Raw genomic sequence first — 15,251 nt, forward strand, 5'->3', positions numbered from 1 at the left:
TGGCGACGGTGCCGGCGGCGGTGAGGATGCGCCAGATCGTGGTGCGACCGACGCGGATGCCCTCTCGGGCGAGGTGGGCTTGGATGGTGTCCGCGCCGGAATCGAGTCCGGCTTGGGTGAGGTCCTTGCGCAGCGTCAGTATGCGGGCGCGAACAGGTTCGGCGGTCTGGTTCGGGCTTGAGACGGGTCGGCGTGATCTCGACTCGAAGGCTGCATCTCCCTCCGTTAGCCAGCGATGATGCGGCTTGTGGACGAGGGACTTGGAGACTCCGTGGCGTCGGGCGACCTCGGCGTAGGAGAGGTTCTGGATGGTCACGGCCTTGATCAGCACCTCGGCTTTGCTCATCCCCTGACCGTGGCGAGAAAGCGTTCACGATGTCTTGGGACATGCCGCAGTCGACCGGCGGATCGTTCACGATGTCCCGAGACATGCGTTCACGATGTCCTGAAACCAGACACCCCTTCGGACACAGAGACTAGTTCGTAAAATCGAACGGTCATCTCCGGAAAATAGGTCGACGTGGTCACTGAGGTGGCTGCCCGGCCTTTTTTCATGCCCGGATGCGGCCTGGATGCTTCGCGAGCCGGCGCGAGACGCGCGGTTTAACGACGAAACGGCGCGCCTGAGTGATTTCAGGCGCGCCGTATCGTTCGGTCTTGCGGTGTGATGTCTGTGATTCAGCCTCGGGCTATCGCCGCTGAGGCGCGGTGACCTCGGGCGGGTCGATGTGGCCGGGGCTCTGCCAGTACGCGTCTGCGGCGTATCTGGTCTTCGAGCCGAAGGTTCCCTTGGCTTGAAGTCGCTGTTGGAAGAAGGTCAGCATTTGGCGGAGGTTCTCTGCGACGAGTGCGAGGGCGATGTGAATCGCCCCGGCATGTCCGGAGACAGAGTTCTTTGGAAGGATCTGTCTCATGGCACGACCCAGCAAGTATCCGCGCGAGCTTCGTGAGCGCGCTGTCCGTATGGTCGCCGAGGTGCGCCCTGACTATCCGAGCGAGTACGCCGCGCTGAGCGCGGTCGCGAAGATGCTCGGCGTCGGCTCATCGGAGACAATCCGTCTCTGGTGCCGCCGCGCCGAGGTTGACACCGGGCAGCGTCCCGGGCTGACGACCGAGGCGCAGGCGGAGATCAAGAAGCTCAAGCGCGAAAACGCTGAGTTGCGTCGGGCGAACGAGATTTTGAAGGCGGCGTCAGCTTTCTTCGCGGCCGAACTCGACCGGCCACATCAGCGATAGTCGCCTTCATCGAGGCGCACAAGGACCGCACCGATGGCGGTTTGCGGTGGGGTGTCGAGTCGATCTGTTCCGTGCTCACTGAGCACGGGGCACGGATCGCCCCATCGACCTATTACGACGCCCGAGGACGCGGTCCCTCGGCGCGCGTGCTGGCAGATGAACGGTGGAAGCAGATCATCTTGACCACCTGGCAGGCGCAGCGCCGGCTCCTGGGCGCCCGCAAGCTCTGGCTACGACTCCGCCGCGACGGGCACGACATCGCCCGCTGCACGGTGGAGCGACTCATGCGCGAACTTGGGATCGCGGGCGTGGTGCGCGGCAAGCGCCGTCGCCTGGTCGATATCGATCCGCGGGAGACCCGACCGGCTGACCTCGTCGACAGGCACTTCGCAAGGCTTCGAGTGAACCAGCTCTGGGTGGCCGATTTCACCTACGTGTGGACGTGGTCCGGCTGGGTTTACGTCGCGTTCGTGTTCGACGCGCACTCCCGCCGGATCCTCGGCTGGCGGGCGGCGACCAGCATGACGACGCCGCTCGTGCTCGACTGCCTAGAGATGGCGCTGTTCACCCGCCGCCGTGAGGGCGCCGACGACTTCACTGCACTGACCCATCACACCGATGCCGGCAGCGTCTACACCTCGATTGCGTTCACCGACCGGCTCGTCGAGGAGGGCATCGACCCCTCGGTCGGCTCCGTTGGCGATGCCTACGACAACGCCCTGGCCGAGTCGCAGATCGGGCTCTACAAGACCGAGCTCATTCATCACGAAGGCCCATGGCGAGACGTTGACCAGGTCGAGGCCGCAACCGCTGGGTGGGTCCACTGGTTCAACACGGAGCGCATCCACGGCTCGATCCACGACCTCACACCCGTCGAACTCGAGCACCTCGACTACGCTCTGACGGAACCTCTCGAACGAGCGGGCTGACACCAGTAATACGCTCTCCGGACATGCCGGGGCGATTCACCAGTTGGGCTGTCTCTTTCCTGTGGGCGACACACAACTAGCAGAGGCGCCAGCGCCAAGGAAGACGATCCCACGCCGTTGGGAGAAAGCCTGCACTAGGTCCACCGGCCAGAAGTCGTTCACGACTGCAGACAGTTTTCGGTAAGCCTCGCGCCGACGTTGTCAATTAGCGAGGTGTAAGTCTTCTGCTGACTGTACTGTCCGCCGGCTAATCCATCCGCGGATGCCAGCGACGCAAGTGGCGCGTTTGCGCTTTGAGCCAGAGGTACCAAGCTTCGCAAGTTGGGCACGTCACCCAGCTTGAGTGCTTCTAGCTGCAGTGCAGGAATAGCAAGCGCGTGCAGATGGGCAGCTACCTGTGAAGGGACCTGATTGAGAATTTGATCGTATGCGACCGTGGCTCGGCGCTCGCCTCGAATAGTGACTGTCGAGTATTGCTGAATTGTGTAGCCAGCGAACCCACGCTCGATTGACAGCTCGGCTGGTATCGAGAAACGGGCTGTCGCGCCGGGGTTATTGAGGTTACAAAGCGCAACACCCTGTTTGTAGAGACGAACCCAATGGGTCAACCATTCCGCGATGTTCCGCAAGGCCACGATGCTGAAAATGTCTGCTCCCATGGGCGTGACAAAAAAGTCGGAGGACGCCAGGACTGAACGATTGAGAGCACCGAGTGAAGGTCCCAGATCGAACAGAACTACGTCGTATTCAGCCTCAAGTCCTTCCAGTAACTGTGTCAGCCACAGTGTCTTGCGAAGTCCGGCGATGTCTCCGGACGTCGCGTCGCGAAACCACTGCCCCAGCTGGTCTTCAAAGACGGACATTCTGGGGTGACCAGGGAGTAAGTCCACCGCAAACCGATTCGCCACGGCGCGCACAGGTGTCACTGTTGCCACCGAACCCTCGCCCTCTTCCAAAGGCCGGACCGCGTCGTAGATCGTATCGACGCGTAGCGCGTCTCCCCACAGGTCCTCCACGTTCTCGCCCAGGATTCCTTCCACTACTTCATCGGGCCAATAGAGCGCAGCACAGCGGTCGGCAGAGAGAATCAACTGTGTTGAGTTGCACTGAGGGTCGAGATCTACGATCAAGACTCGCTTGCCCTCAACCGTCGAGAGATAGTGCCCCAAGTTGCAGACCAGGGTCGTCTTCCCGACCCCACCCTTGTTGTTGAAGAAGGCAATGGTTTTCACTAGGTCCAACTCTCGCTATCGTGGTCAAGCTTCGCTCAGCTTATACAGCACGCTTGGCCTCAGCGTTTCGAAACGGGATCTCCATCCGACCTTCATCGCGCCGGCCTGAGGAAACCAATGCCTTCTCACGGGCCGCGGCACCCAAATCGGTCCACCAGATGTTCTCGCAGGCTCTACCGGACCTATCTCGTCGGGGTAGCGTGCACCTGGCCCGAAGCAGGTCGACAGCACCTGAACTAGGCTTGATCGCTCGGACGGCTCATATGGGTGTAGTCAGACGGCGGCGGGAAATCCGGTCCGGGTGTCCAATCGATCTCGGGCCGGCCGCCACGCTCCGAGGTTAGCCTGAGGGCCGTGAGAAGCGCGTTCAAGGCGGCGTCCATAGCCCATGCGAGGTTGTCGAGATTGGCCGTGATCAAGGCCTGCGAATCATCGTTCACCCATTCGATGGAGGAGCCCATCAATGATCTCGACACGGACGGGTGAGTGAGCCCGCTCACGAAACTCCAGGTGCCGCGGGTTAGATTCGGGTCGAGACCGAGTTCGGGCGCGGCCTGCTCGATGATGTAGCCAAAACCGGGCAAGCCTGTGTTGATCTCGTCTGAGTTGATGCCCGCCGCGGCGGCAAGATCGCGGAGGAGGCGCTTTTTCGCCCGCACGTCCGTGGAATTGGCCCGCCGTGTCTTCTGCTTCCGCGACCTAGCAGATCGGTCTTCTCCTTCGACCTGCGCCGTCATGGTCACGACGAAGCGATCGTCGTGCAGGATGTCGTCCATTCGAGTTCGAAGGACGCGCTTCAGCCGCTCCGTCTGGTCTGCGGGTGCTAGGAGCCATACAGCAAGAGAGCTAGCTTCGATCACGGTTCGCAAGAGCGGGTAGGCACCAATCATAGGTACGCGAAGACCGCCCGCGTCGTCCTTTCGAAGCACTAGGCGGACGGTTCGGAGAGCGTCTATCGAAACGGCAAGACAATGCCCAACGAGGTGGCTTGCCTGAAACGGGGCCAGCTGATGGTCGTCTTCTACGAGCTCGGAGCCTTCGGCTGCGAGATCGTAGAAGTCCGCAGAGTTGCTCTCGATCGATTCGAACATCGCGAGCAGGTACTGGATGCGCTCGGGCGCGCGGTCATCCTCTGTTCTCACCGATTCATCCTCCTGCGCTCGGTCATGGGGCGGTCAACGAGCGCGACACGAGCTGACGCCAGTACCTATGTCATGCCCGTTATCTGATGTCTCGGTCCGCAACCTATCGACGCGCGCCGACGGGCGCAAGCACGCATACCGGCGTCTGGCAGCCTCGGCGGGGTGGCAGCGTCCGAGGTTGATCGCCTCGCGGTGCGATTCGCTGTCAGACTGAGTGCGGGTGAGCGAAACCTGACCGCGGCATTCGCTCGTGGGATCCTGGGACTGAAGCGGAGAAGCTGTAATGGCTGTAGAAATGGGTCTGTGGAGGGCAGAGGGAGACAAGCTGGTCAGGATTGTGCCCACTGCGATTGGTTTGGAGTCGCAGCTGGAGAACTACATCGAATCCGACTCCGCGATGCTCGGTACGACGCTGCTTATCATCGGCAGGCAGGTGCCTACGGCTCACGGTGGCTATATCGACCTTCTCGCTCTTGACGAGACCGCAGCAGTTCATGTTATCGAACTCAAACGTGACAAGACCCCGCGAGAGGTGACCGCACAGACGCTCGACTACGGATCGTGGGTCGCAACGCTCGGCCGGGCCGAGATCCACGCGATCTACGACCTTTACAGCCCGGGTACTGCTCTTGAAGAGGCCTTCGCTGAACGGTTTAACGAAACTTTGCCGGGCGAAGTTAACGCCGCTCAGGTCTTCACGATCGTCGCCGCGAGCGTCGATCCCGCCACCGAGCGAATCGTTCGATTCCTGAACGAAGACTTCGGGGTGCCCATCAACGTCGTCTTCTTCCGTCATTTCATCGACAACGGAGCCGTCTATCTCGCTCGTACTTGGCTGGTCGAGAATGACGGCCAGACAGCGACAACGAACGCGATCTCGTCCCGTAAGACAAAGACGCGCGAGCCGTGGAACGGCTCTGATTGGTACGTGTCCTTTGGCGACAATCCCGGCGGCCGCCAGTGGGCAGACGCGATGAAGCACGGATTCATTTCTGCCGGCGGTGGAGAGTGGTTTTCACGCACCCTGAAGAACCTCCAACCCGGTGCCCGTATCTTCGCGTGCATACCGAAGATCGGATACGTCGGCGTCGGCACAGTCATCGGAGGAGCCCAGCGCTTCGATGAGACTGCAGTCACGATTGACGGCGCCGCGGCCCTTCTCACGGACCTGAACCTTGTCGGCAACTATCGCCACGACGGCGATGAGGATGACAACTTCGCGGAATGGGCGGTCCCAGTCGAATGGACCTACACCGTGCCGAAAGAGCAGGGGTTCTGGAAGACCGGAATGTTTGCCAATCAGAACACTGTGGCGAAGCTCCGTCAACAGTTCACCATCGAGCAAGTCTCGGCAGCGTTCGGGCTCGACGACTAGGCGGTGCAACCGGGTGCCATTGGATACCCGGCTCAGGTCCACACGGACGCGGTGTGACGGCCCGTGGAACAGAAGCCAACTATCCGGATGTTCCGGGCAGTTGCTCGCGAAGACTCCGGTCTGCGGTGGGAACCGGCACGTAGGGTCGGCAACCAAAAAGTGATCCTTGTGGATTGCTGACGTGGCAGCGCAGGTGGACGCCGAGATGAACACGGTAGGAATCCTTCCGGGTTGGTGGTCGTTCTCCGCTCCCCCGCGCTCAACAATCCGTCATTCCTGCGGGTCGGTCGTCATCCCAGGTCTCGCCGCAAGCGGCGAATCGTCGATATCGTCCTCCCATGCCTTTCATCGATTCCAGTAGTGCTGCCGAGGAGCATGTCTTCGCTGCGTATGGCAGGGCGATGCATGGTGCGCAGGCTCTCGAATACTGGCTCCGGGTTCTGGTTCAGGTACATCGGGTGGCAACGAAGCACTTCGCCTCTCACGAGGAACTGGAGCCAGCCTTCAACACACTCTCCACGTCGACGATGGGGACGGTGTTCGCTGCGCTTCGATCGCTCACGCAGAACCCGCCCCTGGAAGACAAGCTCACCCTCGCCGTTGCAGAGCGCAATCGCCTTGCCCACCAGTTCTTCGGACAGTGGGCGGATATCTGGACGGGCATCGAGACAGAGATCCGCATGATCGAGGACGTCGATCGCGTCAGGATCCTCTTCGAGGGCACCGTGCAGGATCTGGTGTCGATCATCGGCGACCATCTCGACACCATCGGATCGAACCCGGACGAGTACATTCCCGGCCTCGCCCAGCGCATCAGCGATGTGGTCGGCGACGGCTCGCTGCGGATCTGAGCTCGGGAAGGCGCGAGACCGCCTTCACGCTGATAACAGCACTTACGTCCAGCTCCGAAGCCCCGCCCCTCCGTGTCCAAGACTATTCACTGGGACACGACGCCCGTCGGAGTTGAGTGGCTCTCTAGAAGCGAGTGATCTGGCGCGCCAGTGCCTCGATCGTCGTCGGAACCGCTAGCGCTTCGAATCCGCTCGGAATGAGTCCGAGCCTGTGGACCCGAAGCTCTGCGTTCTCTGCTCTGCCATCGCGGTGCCGCGCCACCTCCTCTACCATCAACAGGCCACACCATTCCAGCACCTTTCGCGCCGATGAGTATGCGTCACGATGGATTCCGTAATGTCTCAGCCGGACGTCAGCGGGGACCACGAGAAGCCCGTTCTCGGGCCACCCACCTTTCTGGCACGCCACCATCAGTAGGAGAGCGATCTCTGAATCTTCGAGAACATGCAACCATCCGTTTGCGACGAACCCGGCGGGCATTTCAAATGTCGCCTCGCCTCGACTCGGCACGTAGTACTCTTCCTTTTCTCCGACGGCTTCGACGCCGCATTCGTTAAGAAGAACAAAGTCCTTCATTCGATCGCGCGCGCCAGGTTCGCCAGGTATTGCGACGAGGCCCGCCTCGGCCAGGGCAGCGAGCGCACTTCGCACGCTGCGCGCACGCTTGTTCCTTGCTGTCAGGTACACTCCGCCCTGGTTGCTGTCGGCTGCGTCAGTGACAATCAGGTCTGCCAATCCGAGCGTTCTTGAGCTGCCTGCTACCCCGAAGCCCAACTCACCTAGTCGTGCTTTCGCGCCTGGCTTGCGCTTCGTCTGCACGAGGGCGAGAAGTGTCAGGGCAAAGCGGAGAGTCGCTCCGCGGCTCGTGATCAATCGTGTAGCTGGCGGCCGCTGGTTGCGCGGCGGGGCCTTTCGGTCTGACGCATCAAGATCGATATCGCTTTCTCGATACGAGAAGCCCGAGCGGACGACGAGTCCGGTGGATGGAATCGTGCCGGGCATGGCCCCGTAGACCCGATCGATCCTAGCGACGTGTTCCGGTCGACCAAGCCGTTGAAGACGTGCCTGCAGTTTCAACCGCTCCTTCGAGGTCGGCGGGCGGGTGAAGTCAACGGTGTCGGCCATGGACAACCCCCATTTATGTCGAATAAATCTGAACGTCTTAACCGGGCAGAGGCGTCGTCTCACAACCGTTAATCTTCGTGATCGAGTCTGGCTGGTTGAAGCGTCTTTTCAGCATAGTGGACAGCCCCGGTCATCTGTGGATTACTGGCCGACAGAGCGGTCAAATTGGGGCTGCGCGAGACAGAAGTTGAGGAGGTGACTGGCGATGGCGGCAGAACGCCGGAAGCCTGGGGCCGGACCCGAGTCGGGAATGTGGTTCAGTATCGCGGAGGCAGTGCGAGATGGCTGGGGGGCTACCGCACGTCTCAGCACGGTTCTTGTTGTGAGGGCCTTGCTCCCCGTCGGTGTGATCGTTGCTGTAGGCGACAGCGGGGTCGGGTCTATCTTGTGGGCAGCGCTCTGGTCTCTTCGTTGAATAGCACTCGCGTTCCTTGGGCGGCAGCACGGATCGCCGTACGCGTTTCGTGGGACTGCGCGCGATCAAGATGGAGGGCGCACGGGACTCGTCGCCACGCTGCATGCCCCATCGCTAGAGTTCGATGATGCGCCAGGACGGCGAGTGAACAATGTAGGCATGAACGCGAGGTAGTCGCCGAATGATTCCTGAACCATGGTCGACCTTGATTCCCCTCGTCCTAGGCGCGGCGCTCGCCGGTATTTTCAGCATCCTCGGCGGAACCCTACAGAGCGGGCGTGAGCATGACCGCTGGATACGACAGTCAAGAATGGAGGCCTACACCGAGTTCCTGATCGCACTTGATGCATGGGACAGCGCGTCTACGACTGACCGCATTCGAATGCTCGTTGAACGGCCCCATGATGTCGACAAGTACAAGTCAGTAGTCAGCGATGCTGAGCGCCGGTTCGGAGCCGCTGTCTCCAGGGTGTACCTCCTGGGTCCCGACGTTGTTCGGCAGGCGGCCGGACGCTGTCACGGACTTGCACTGGACAGAGCGGTCGCTTTCGAGCAGCTCTCTGAACCCAACGATCTCGTCAACTTTGATGTGGACGATGCGGACGCACAGGCGCAGGCGAGAGGTGTCTTACTCGCCCTGATGAATAGAGCAATCGGAATTGGCCCGAGGAGTCAATTTGGAAGGCGGTTTCGCCGCGTCGAGTAGGAAACTACCTAGTTCTGCAGTGAGGGCCGGGTTCGAACAAGCGACTCAGCGGCAGTATGGATTCTCCAGCGCTCGCCCGCTTCAACCAACCCAAAATTGCTCAGCGCGATGGAAAGTCCTCGCCTAGCAGCCGACTTCGACTACTCTCGCGGCCTGTCACCGGGTCGCTCCACTTCATGTCAATGTCCCCCGGGCGTCGGATCGGCTCTTCAACTTGCGACGCTCGACGCTGGAGCACTTCATTTCGGAATGATTCGGACAGGCGCTCGACCTTTTCGGAGTTGCCGGTCGTGTCGAACTCGTAGATGGTGATTTCGACAGCGACGAAGAGCTCAATCATGCGGAGACGTTCCAAGAAGCGGATTTTTCTCCAGAACGGCGACGCGGACCATTCGTCAATTTCGGGATCGATTCCAACGCGAGGGTTGTATTGCAGTTCTTCGGGCTCCACCGCGCGTTCGAACTTGAGGCGTCCGAGGCGGCAGATTCCATTCCGGACGGTTCGCTCGCCCCAGCTGAATACGGGAGCGGCGTCACGCGGCACCCCAATGACGGGCTCGGCCTCTGCGATTCGTGCGGTCGACACTGCGAGGGTCCTGTGTCTGTCGATTCGGGCCAGTCGATTGAGCCAGCCGAGGTAGTTTCCGTCTGGGTTGGAATTGAAGGGCTGCATAGTCAGGAGCATCTCGCGATGATGTTCTGCAAGCGGCGCGAGCCGGTAGAGATTTCGCCGCCAGGACGACTCATCGTCATAGATCGGGTACTGCAGGGCGGATTCGCCAGGTGGCGGGTATTGCCTTGAGGTGTGCACGGCCGCAGCCCAGATCACATAGTCGAGTGCGCTTCGCAGGTTGTACAGCCATTCTCCGAAGAGGACCGACAGCGCTGGTGGCATGGGGGTTCGCAGATGGACTTGCATCTCGTACTCCGCGATCGACATTCGTCGCAATCGGAACTCGAAGGGGTGGGGCTCCAGGAACTCGTTCCATACGTGAGCCATCTCCGCCGAGTGCTCGCTGGCTCGGGCTACACGCAACCGTGCTGGGTCAAACTCGTTGGACACCACGCACGCATACCAAGCGCTCGGCATATCGACGATTCATCCCAGCGCGCTCCTTGCTGCATCGAGCGCTCTTCTCGCCAGGGGACGCGTTGTTGGATGTATGTACAGTGCGACCCCTCCAACGGCCAGTGCTGGAACAATCAACTTCGGACCGACCTCTTTGCCGGCGTTCTGCAGTTGTCTTGTGTCCCGAGCAGCACGCAGCCATGCGGGCACTGTTACTTCCTGGCGTTTCGAGCTGATTCCGAGTGGTGTGTGCAGGTCGGCCACTGCTTTCCCTACGTTGTTTGCCGCGCCCGAGACCTTTTTTGCTGGCCTGGAGTGCAGCACCACGTGCGAGTTCGCTGTTCCTGCTGCCTCGTCCATCCGCGCTACCAACTGCTCAGACGCCTCCAGAATCTCCGAGCGTCTCTCTCGCCGATGTCTCTCCAACGCGTTGCGTTGGTCATCGAGCCGGTCGGGTGATTCTTCCAAGACCCTGTCGAGACGCATCACGTCGAGCGCGTCCTGCAGTTCAAAGCAATGGGCGATGACGGCCAAGAACTCGGCGACCTCTTCTTCCACGCTGCTGGCGAGTTTCGCGCGCTCGCTCGCCTTCTTCACGTCGTCCAACTTGCTCGCGGCTCGATCGAGACCGACGATTGCCCAACTCAGTAGGTCATCTATCGCTCCGACTCTGTCTTGCACAGTCGACCATGTCGTCGGGTCCGTTTGGCCGCCCTGCTCTTCCCGCACGCTCAAGGCGCGATCGATGCTGCGACGGGAGCCGAATAGCTTGGCGAGCTCCACATCCTTTTGAGCGCGAAGCACCTCGGTAACTCTTGAGTCGATCTGTCGCAGGTATGCCTTGATCTCGCGCATCTCTTGCTGGCGCGCGATCTGTGCCATCACTCCAGCAGCTCCCGCGAGCACGGCCGGGTTGGTGAGGAGGGTGCCGGCACCGTTCTCGACCTGTAGCCACTTGCCAATTGAACCCGGGTCACCAATCATTGCGTGGCTCACGCCGCGAGTCTTCGACTCCATGAAGCCGAATTCCTTGACCAGCTCAGCGGACTCCTCCGTCAGCTTGACCCACCTGCCAGAGCTCGATGCAATCTCGGAGACCCCACCGGCGAGGGCGTCAACGGTCTGAGCGAGATCGCCCAATTTGTCCAGGTTGAGTTGCTGAGAGCTCGCGAGTAGGCCCTTCTCGCGGAGGAACCGCTCGACGGCGGACTTCTTACCTACAAGAGCCACACCCTCTCCATCGCTAATTAGCTCGATGTTGTCGCTCACAGCGTGACCTCCTATGGCCCGCAGGCCTGGCAACAAGGCCGGGAGAGTGCCGCGACCTATGCCGCCAAACATAGCGGAGGGCTCGACTTGGTCTGCTGCGGTGAAACATGCCTGTCCAGTTCGAAGACGGGGCTGCCGCAGGGTAGATGACGGTGTCACCTATCCGTTCAGCAGTCAATACACGGAAACTCGCTATATCGCTTGGACACGTGATTTCCGGTGAGCGTTACGGAGCGAAAAGAAAGTTCCAGACCTTCAATGCCGGCCTAGCAATCCACTTCTTCCATTGTGCCTTCACCCACCAACGAGTCTTGCGGAAGGCAAACCGCACAACGCCAGTCGGGCGTGCTTCATTCTCGGTGAGCCGCCGAGATGCGTACTCGGCGTCTAGCCGAGTACGCATTCGCCGTGCGCTACGCGTAACGCGACGTGCGTGGCGCGGAAGAGCTTCGCCTCGGAGCCAAGCCGCGACGATTTCGAAGCCTGCCCAAGACATCTGGATGTACCCAATTTGAGGAGTTTGGCCGATACTCTCGCCCTCGCGGTACGCAGTTGACTGCAGACCGATTCCGTCCATCAGAGTTAACGCCGCATCACGATGTCTTCCTCGACCCGCCATGTTCGCGGCTCCGGCCGCTAAGGGCCCGGCGACCTTGCTCCACTCTTCGTCATAGACCTCGCAGACTGTATCCATTCGCTTGCCAGGCCATGTCGTTTGGGCGAACGCGGAGAAGTTGAAGAACGTCATCATTACAGCGTGGACTTCTTCGCGGACAAGTTTCGTTTGCTCGTCACGACGTCGAGTTCGCTCGTTGTACAACGCGATGCTTTGGGCGATCAGGACGCCAAGGAGAGCGATCACCGCGACGACTATAGCCACCCATACCGGCGTTGAGGTCTCCATGCTGATGAGCGTATCTGGGCCAGCCATATCCAATGTGCTGGCATCAGCTCTCGCTTCAGCCGGCAGCCCCTTCGTGACGGTACTTCCTCGGTGCGAGTCCTTCTTCGATTTCCAAGTGCTGTAGCCGTGTGCTGCGCCGGGGCGCCCCTTCCTTGCCGCCCCGTCGACCCACACAGGCGAAAATCGTCGGCGCTGAACGACAAACCGCGAAGACGTGGATCGCCGGCTGGTTCGCGAGGAGCTCAGAGCAACAAGCTAGGACGTGAGCCCTGCTCCTTTGAGTTCCACGCGGAGAGCGTCCTTCCAGTTCGTACCGGGATATTCGACGTAACTCAGACCCGCGAGGTCGGAGGGGCGCTCGACGTCTGCATTGACGACGACGATCTTGTCGCGCCCGACTCTTCCGATGAAGTAGCCGAGCTCAAGCACGACGTTTTGCCGAGCGCGGGGGTTGGGTGCCGCGCCTGCCTCATGGGCGGCGACCGTTTGGCCGACGTCGTCGGGCGTGAGGAGGACGATTACGAACGAAGTGTCGGAACCGTGCTTCTCGAATTTTTCGATAATGGTTGCGCCATTGCCTGCCTCCTCGGCGAGAGAAGTGGGCATAACACCAGTAAGTCCGTGCACGTAGATTCGGATCGAGTCGCGTGCTGCTTCGTCGTGGCCGTGGACGATGAATAATTTGGGCCGCGTCGTGGGGGGCTTAGAAGCCGTTGTCTCCCCGTCCACACGCTTCGTGTCCGCATCCACGGGGAGCGAGGTTATCGGTACAGCCGGCGTCGGCTCGGAAGGATCTCCGACGAGGGGTTCAGCCACGGGCCCTGGGTTGTCGTAATGGCTGTCGATCCAAGAAACGGGGATCTCTGAGATGTCGCGAGCTGCCAGGTACTCGGTGAACAGACGTCTGGTGCGGGCAGGTGCATTTGAAGCGAGCCACCTTGGAAGCTCCGGCATCGAATCGGCCAAGAGCTCCATGCGGCCTCTTTCGCCCGTGTGGTCCTCCGCTGCCTCGCTTAGGATTCGCCCAAGAACGTCCATTGCTGCGTCCGGGTAGTCCTTGTCTCCAAAGCTAAGCGAACGGTACAGCCGGGAGTGGTTTACGAGGATATCCGAGGTCCCGGTGTCGCGGCCAAACTGTCGCCAGTCGTCCTCGTCCCATTGGTCGGCGGTAAATGCGGCTGCGGCGGACTGCAGCGGATCAATTCGGGCCATATCCGAATTCTATGGACAAACGGCTCATGAGCTCATGAGCTCTCGGCTTGTGAAGTCGAAGCCCTCGCACATGGACACGGTCTCGACATGGATGTCAACGAGCTTCGTATGGAGATGGAATAGATAGAGCCCAGCGAAAGGGACTCGAACAGCATCGAAGTTTCAGAGGCGCTGGATGCCTTCGATTCGAATGCCGACGACAATCAGTGAAGCTGCGCTCTCACCTCGCCAGCTTCGTGACTGGATCAGAGGCTGCTCTCGGCGCGAGTCCGTATGCCAACTCTGCTGTAGCGGCGTGGCAGCCCGCGCAGGAGAGTTGGCTCCCTTCTTCGGACGCCTTGGGTCAGTCCGCGAAGACGGCTGTGAACCCCTGAGATCATTGAGCACCGAGGATGAGCGTGGAATCTCAGGAGTTATCGTGTGGAATGACTTTCGGGTACCTCGGAAATCGGTTTCTCCGATCAGGGGTTTTCAATTGTCCGAACCTCCCACAGAGAGTACTTCGGACAATCTACGCAGATTGTTCAGAGAATTGGGCCGGTACGCAGAGAAATCTGGGTACCGGCCCTTTTTCGTGCCCATTGGGCGCTAGTTGCACCATGGCGGCAGGGTCCTGGCGCGATCTAGGCGGCGTTCAACGCGCGGGTTAACGAAAAATGGCGCGCCCGAGAGTGTTCGGGCGCGGGCCGAGGGTGCGGCCGGTGCGGTCATGATGGTCTCGAATTCGATGGGCGGCTACGGACCAGCGCTCAGTTCGCCGTGCGATCGTGCCTCGCTTGGACGCTTGGACGCTTGGGGCACTTGAACGGAGCGGTGCCGACTGTCTTTCCGGGCGTGCTTGTGCTTCGGTGGCGCGAAGCTGGAGAAGGGCACGGCTGAGTGTGTAAGGCTGGCGCCCTGCGGCGGCTGGCCGTGGTGACGAAGACTGTCGGCCCGCGCGGAAGCAGGGAGACACCAATGAAGAAACTCCACGATGTGCAGCCGGTCTGGCACGCAGTCGTCTGGATCGTGGCCTACGTGCTCCTCGTTTCTGTGGGCGATTGGGCGTCCGAGCTGTTCGGCGAACCCAACTCGGCAACTGCTCCGCTCCTGCTTGTATTCTCGATCGCACTCGTCCTTTACGTGATCAGAAATGGTTGGGCTCGCCGCTACGGCCTTCGGCCCATTCGAAGGGACCAGTTCCGCGGGACGCTGCTGTACTTGCCTCTGGCGGTTCTCGTCGTACTGCAGTTCGCGAATGGTTTCAGGGAACGCCTTGACTTGATGACGGTGCTGCTCATCATCTTGCTGATGATCGGCGTTGGCATCGTTGAGGAAGTGCTCTTCAGGGGATTCTTGTTCCGCGCGATCCTCAATGAGGGCAGCCTGGCACGCGCTGTCGCTATCTCCGGTGTCACGTTCGGCATCGGACACATCCTCAACCTCGCGCGCGGATACACGGGCACTGAGCAGATCATCCAGGTCGCAGGCGCCATCGTCATCGGTGTGGTGCTGACGCTGCTCTTCGCTGTGTCAGGGACGATTGTGCCACTCATAGCGTTCCACGCGCTCTTCAATATCGGCGGGAGCCTCACGGAGGCGAGTGCGGAGTCCGAGTGGCGGATGCTCGGAGTGACCGTCATCATAGGCGCGGCTTACGCCGTCTACCTGGCCATGGTGCTACGAAGGCGGGGGGTTCATCCCACATTCAGCGATGACCCATCACCGGCGGGAGAATCCGCGCAGCATTGAATCGAGGGCGTCCTCATCCAATCTCGGCTGCGCTACCGCCTCTCTACTCGTGCT

Annotated in this window: 13 protein-coding genes and 1 pseudogene; 5 read left to right on the forward strand and 9 right to left on the reverse strand. The window is 60.7% G+C overall.

Features of this window, described 5'->3' with window-relative positions:
* Positions 1 to 34: 34 nt before the first annotated feature.
* Both FVA74_RS13895 and FVA74_RS13820 read right to left on the reverse strand, forming a co-directional pair.
* A pseudogene (locus FVA74_RS13895) lies at positions 35 to 346 on the reverse strand (leucine zipper domain-containing protein); the annotation flags it as partial.
* Between the two features lie 343 nt (positions 347 to 689).
* Positions 690 to 824 (reverse strand): hypothetical protein, encoded by a 135-nt coding sequence (locus FVA74_RS13820; protein ID WP_255471465.1) that lies wholly within the window; start codon positions 822 to 824, stop codon positions 690 to 692.
* An 88-nt stretch (positions 825 to 912) separates the two neighbouring features.
* On the opposite strand from FVA74_RS13820, the gene FVA74_RS05930 reads away from it, so the two are divergent.
* Positions 913 to 2,165 (forward strand): IS3 family transposase gene (locus tag FVA74_RS05930; protein ID WP_147721161.1). Its coding sequence is split into 2 segments (ribosomal slippage): positions 913 to 1,195 and positions 1,195 to 2,165, totalling 1,254 coding nucleotides; the frame shifts between segments, so codons are not numbered across the junction.
* A gap of 158 nt (positions 2,166 to 2,323) precedes the next feature.
* Here the strand turns inward: FVA74_RS05930 and FVA74_RS05935 are convergent.
* Positions 2,324 to 3,397 (reverse strand): ParA family protein, encoded by a 1,074-nt coding sequence (locus FVA74_RS05935; RefSeq protein ID WP_168220074.1) that lies wholly within the window; start codon positions 3,395 to 3,397, stop codon positions 2,324 to 2,326.
* A gap of 236 nt (positions 3,398 to 3,633) precedes the next feature.
* Positions 3,634 to 4,539 carry a hypothetical protein gene (locus FVA74_RS05940; protein ID WP_147721163.1) on the reverse strand — a complete coding sequence of 302 codons (906 nt, stop codon included), beginning with the start codon at positions 4,537 to 4,539 and terminating at the stop codon, positions 3,634 to 3,636.
* A gap of 283 nt (positions 4,540 to 4,822) precedes the next feature.
* Here FVA74_RS05940 and FVA74_RS05945 point away from each other — a divergent pair, with 283 nt between their 5' ends.
* Complete coding sequence (locus FVA74_RS05945) at positions 4,823 to 5,914, forward strand: hypothetical protein (RefSeq protein WP_147721164.1); 1,092 nt, start codon at positions 4,823 to 4,825, stop codon at positions 5,912 to 5,914.
* Positions 5,915 to 6,252: 338 nt separating this feature from the next.
* The gene (locus FVA74_RS05950; RefSeq protein WP_147721165.1) at positions 6,253 to 6,765 is read left to right on the forward strand and encodes a hypothetical protein; all 513 of its coding nucleotides are present in this window, start codon (positions 6,253 to 6,255) and stop codon (positions 6,763 to 6,765) included.
* A gap of 124 nt (positions 6,766 to 6,889) precedes the next feature.
* On the opposite strand, the gene FVA74_RS05955 is transcribed toward FVA74_RS05950, so the two are convergent.
* The gene (locus FVA74_RS05955) at positions 6,890 to 7,891 is read right to left on the reverse strand and encodes a hypothetical protein (protein ID WP_147721166.1); all 1,002 of its coding nucleotides are present in this window, start codon (positions 7,889 to 7,891) and stop codon (positions 6,890 to 6,892) included.
* A 620-nt stretch (positions 7,892 to 8,511) separates the two neighbouring features.
* On the opposite strand from FVA74_RS05955, the gene FVA74_RS05960 reads away from it, so the two are divergent.
* Positions 8,512 to 9,012, forward strand: coding sequence for a hypothetical protein (locus tag FVA74_RS05960; RefSeq protein WP_147721167.1), 501 nt, complete (start codon positions 8,512 to 8,514; stop codon positions 9,010 to 9,012).
* Positions 9,013 to 9,112: 100 nt separating this feature from the next.
* Here FVA74_RS05960 and FVA74_RS05965 read toward each other — a convergent pair whose 3' ends face one another.
* The 4 genes from FVA74_RS05965 to FVA74_RS05980 form a co-directional block, all read right to left on the reverse strand.
* Entirely contained in the window at positions 9,113 to 10,078 is a 966-nt protein-coding gene (locus tag FVA74_RS05965) for a hypothetical protein (protein WP_147721168.1), read from the reverse strand.
* A 33-nt stretch (positions 10,079 to 10,111) separates the two neighbouring features.
* Positions 10,112 to 11,350: a hypothetical protein gene (locus FVA74_RS05970; RefSeq protein WP_147721169.1), complete on the reverse strand. Its 1,239-nt coding sequence runs from the start codon at positions 11,348 to 11,350 to the stop codon at positions 10,112 to 10,114.
* Between the two features lie 226 nt (positions 11,351 to 11,576).
* Complete coding sequence (locus FVA74_RS05975; protein WP_147721170.1) at positions 11,577 to 12,254, reverse strand: hypothetical protein; 678 nt, start codon at positions 12,252 to 12,254, stop codon at positions 11,577 to 11,579.
* 255 nt (positions 12,255 to 12,509) lie between these two features.
* Positions 12,510 to 13,466 (reverse strand): TIR domain-containing protein, encoded by a 957-nt coding sequence (locus FVA74_RS05980; protein WP_168220075.1) that lies wholly within the window; start codon positions 13,464 to 13,466, stop codon positions 12,510 to 12,512.
* 957 nt (positions 13,467 to 14,423) lie between these two features.
* Between FVA74_RS05980 and FVA74_RS05985 the strand changes: the two genes are divergently transcribed.
* Positions 14,424 to 15,197, forward strand: coding sequence for a CPBP family intramembrane glutamic endopeptidase (locus FVA74_RS05985; protein WP_147721171.1), 774 nt, complete (start codon positions 14,424 to 14,426; stop codon positions 15,195 to 15,197).
* The last annotated feature ends 54 nt before the right edge of the window (positions 15,198 to 15,251 follow it).

The sequence above is a fragment of the Salinibacterium sp. dk2585 genome (genome assembly GCF_008001035.1).
In the GTDB taxonomy this organism is placed as follows: domain Bacteria; phylum Actinomycetota; class Actinomycetes; order Actinomycetales; family Microbacteriaceae; genus Homoserinimonas.

Coding starts and splice junctions, on each gene's coding strand:
- FVA74_RS05955 (WP_147721166.1), bottom strand. CDS start 7,891: ATGGCCGACACCGTTGACTTCACCCGCCCGCCGACCTCGAAGGAGCGG.
- FVA74_RS13820 (WP_255471465.1), bottom strand. CDS start 824: ATGCTGACCTTCTTCCAACAGCGACTTCAAGCCAAGGGAACCTTCGGC.
- FVA74_RS05975 (WP_147721170.1), bottom strand. CDS start 12,254: ATGGAGACCTCAACGCCGGTATGGGTGGCTATAGTCGTCGCGGTGATC.
- FVA74_RS05985 (WP_147721171.1), top strand. CDS start 14,424: ATGAAGAAACTCCACGATGTGCAGCCGGTCTGGCACGCAGTCGTCTGG.
- FVA74_RS05945 (WP_147721164.1), top strand. CDS start 4,823: ATGGCTGTAGAAATGGGTCTGTGGAGGGCAGAGGGAGACAAGCTGGTC.
- FVA74_RS05950 (WP_147721165.1), top strand. CDS start 6,253: ATGCCTTTCATCGATTCCAGTAGTGCTGCCGAGGAGCATGTCTTCGCT.
- FVA74_RS05980 (WP_168220075.1), bottom strand. CDS start 13,466: ATGGCCCGAATTGATCCGCTGCAGTCCGCCGCAGCCGCATTTACCGCC.